4 protein-coding genes are annotated in these 2,612 nt (G+C 56.1%); 2 read left to right on the forward strand and 2 right to left on the reverse strand.

The window, feature by feature from the left end; all coding sequences use genetic code 11:
* Positions 1-340: 340 nt before the first annotated feature.
* Positions 341-592 carry a DUF2164 domain-containing protein gene (locus tag L691_RS0102220; protein WP_025688511.1) on the forward strand — a complete coding sequence of 84 codons (252 nt, stop codon included), beginning with the start codon at positions 341-343 and terminating at the stop codon, positions 590-592.
* 16 nt (positions 593-608) lie between these two features.
* Positions 609-1,184: a GNAT family N-acetyltransferase gene (locus L691_RS0102225; protein WP_408634726.1), complete on the forward strand. Its 576-nt coding sequence runs from the start codon at positions 609-611 to the stop codon at positions 1,182-1,184.
* Between the two features lie 87 nt (positions 1,185-1,271).
* Here the strand turns inward: L691_RS0102225 and L691_RS0102230 are convergent, their stop codons facing one another.
* Together L691_RS0102230 and L691_RS0102235 are read right to left on the reverse strand one after the other, a co-directional pair.
* Entirely contained in the window at positions 1,272-1,913 is a 642-nt protein-coding gene (locus L691_RS0102230; protein WP_025688513.1) for an MOSC domain-containing protein, read from the reverse strand.
* 35 nt (positions 1,914-1,948) lie between these two features.
* Positions 1,949-2,449 carry a GNAT family N-acetyltransferase gene (locus L691_RS0102235; RefSeq protein ID WP_025688514.1) on the reverse strand — a complete coding sequence of 167 codons (501 nt, stop codon included), beginning with the start codon at positions 2,447-2,449 and terminating at the stop codon, positions 1,949-1,951.
* Positions 2,450-2,612 lie beyond the last annotated feature (163 nt).

Genomic DNA, 2,612 nt, shown 5'->3' on the forward strand with positions numbered 1-2,612 from the left:
AACTGCTCTTGAATGACCGTAATCAAGAACGACAGTACCTCTTGGTACACATGGAGAGTCGTATCTAGCATGCGGTGGTGAGACGTAATCAGATGTTTGAGTGTTTTAACCACCTTCATGAGATACGCCTCCATCGCAGGTTTGATTGATCTAGTATAACACAAGAACATATGTTTGTTAAATAGACGTGTCTAACCCCCCACCTTCACTGTTGGCTTAGAGTTGAGGGACTGCGACACTAAATCTGTTCAATAAAATGGCATATCCGCCTAAGACGCCGGTTCCCTTTGACTTCCCGCCGGTTCATGGAGTAGCATGAGGTTCAGAAGGAGGCGAGCGGATGAAACCGATTAAAATGCCAAAAGAGCATCGGGAAGCGATGCTTGATCATATTCAGGAATTTTTCGAGCTTGAACGCAGCGAAAGCCTCGGACGCCTCGCGGCGGACAACCTGCTGGAATTTTTCCTAAAGGAGCTTGGACCTACGGTCTATAACCAGGCGCTGAACGACTGCCGGATTCTGACGGCGCAGTGGATGCAGGGGCTGGAAGAGGATATTTATGCCCTGGAATGGAAAGAAGGCCGCAGATAACGGCTCCGCCAATGACATGAGCAGAAAAAAGGGAGGCCGCAGTTTGTTCCATTTTGTCATTGATGATGAGCTTGTTCTCAAGCCGCTGGCGGCTGAGCATGCCCAGCCCATGTTTGAGCTGGTCGACCTCTCGAGGGCCCGTCTTAGCCAGTGGCTGCCTTGGGTAGACAGCGTGACGGAGCACGCTCATATCACAAGCTATATTAAGAACGCCGTTAAGCAAGGCAGCGAGAACGGAGGCTTCACCGCGGGCCTGTGGGTGGGCGGTGAATTCGCCGGCGTTATCGGATTTCATGAAATCGATTGGCATAACCGGTCAGTCGGCATCGGCTATTGGCTCGGCGAGGGCTATTGCGGCAAGGGATACATGACGAGCGCCTGCCGGGTATTTATCGACCATGCCCTGATGGAGATGGAGCTGAACCGGGTAGAAATCCGCTGCGCAACAGGCAATACGCCAAGCCGGGCTATTCCCCAGCGCCTGGGCTTCGTGCTGGAAGGGGTAATCCGGGAAGCCGAGCTGCTGCCGTCGGGCTATGTCAATCATGCCGTGTACGGCATGCTGCGCAGCGAGTGGAAGATGCTGAGATAGCTCCTGGGGTAAGGCTATCGCCGACAGAAAAAGCCCCGCAAAAACGCGGGGTCGAACGCTCATATTGGCAAATCAGGCTTCCGCCTATTATTCAGCCCCGTCCAGCCACTTCTGAAACTTCAACCGGACGACGGATGAAAGGCTGCTTAGCCGGACCAGCTCTTCCAGACCGCGCTTGTCCCCGCGCCCGGCTTCCATCATATGCAGCACGCGCGACACCGGCACGCCGCCGTCACCGGAGGAAATCTTCACGACTGATGAGCCGGAGGCCAGCTCCCCTTCCCGCAGCACCCGGAAATAGAAGCCGCTGAAGCCTGTCTTCAGCACCTGCGCGGGCATATCCGCCGGACCGTGCTTTTGCGAAAGCTTGAAGCAGGGGTAGCGGGGCTGGCTCACCTGAAGAAGCGCGCCGCCGATCTCGTAGATGTCCCCGATGCACACCTCCGTTTCGAGCAGTCCGGCGGTTGTCATATTTTCCCCGAAGGCGGCGTAGTCCAGCTTCTTGCCCAGCCACTCTTCCCAGTAGGCGTAGTGCTCCGACGGATACACGCAGACGGCTTTGTCCGGTCCTCCATGATTGACCAGATCAGCTTGTCCATCCCCGGTCAGCCCGCCGGCGGATACATGCACAGGCCCCACCACAGGCGATTTGTAGATGCCCGTCTCCAGCGATTTCCCCCGGTAAAGGGCCGTAACCGGCATCCCCACATTCAATGATATGATCTTCATAACCATCCCCCGCTTTCATTTCGTTTCATAGGTGGCTATCCGAGACGGCAGCTCATAAATACCTCGTCCACATAGCGGCCTGCAAGATAAAATTCCTCCCGCAACCGCCCTTCTTCCTCGAACCCGCATTGCTCATAAAATGCCAAGGCCGCAGCGTTGCAGGACAGCGCGCGCAGCCGAAGCTTGCGGATACCGCGCTCCGCCGCCAGCTCCTTAACGGCTTCGATCAGGCTTCGGCCGATTCCGAGACGCTGCCAGCCTGGATGGACTGCGATGTGAATCTCATAGACATGCCGGTTGCTCTTCATTCCGGTAGGGCAGCCAAAGCCGACATAACCGCACAGCGTATCCCCTTTCACCGCCACAAGCTGGGAACCGGGAGGCGCATGCAGCAAATAGTCCTCGCTCGACCGCCATGACAGGGCCGCAGGAGCCGTATCCTCCGTCCATATCAGATGATCCAGCATAATCAGCTCCCGAACGTCGCGAAACTCCGAGAATCGGATGAACAGCGTCTCTCTGTCTATGTGAAGCATTTTGGTATCCCCCTTGCCTACAAACGGCGCATAGAATAAATGCCGATTTATTGAAGCTTCCCTCTCGCGCTGCGGTTAGGCCGACTTCGCCGATCCAGCCGATTTCGCAAGCAGCGCACGGCGGTTGCCATGAGCATGAATCAGGAAAAATCCCGCCGACAGC

Source organism: Paenibacillus zanthoxyli JH29, assembly GCF_000520715.1.
In the GTDB taxonomy this organism is placed as follows: domain Bacteria; phylum Bacillota; class Bacilli; order Paenibacillales; family Paenibacillaceae; genus Paenibacillus_AQ; species Paenibacillus_AQ zanthoxyli.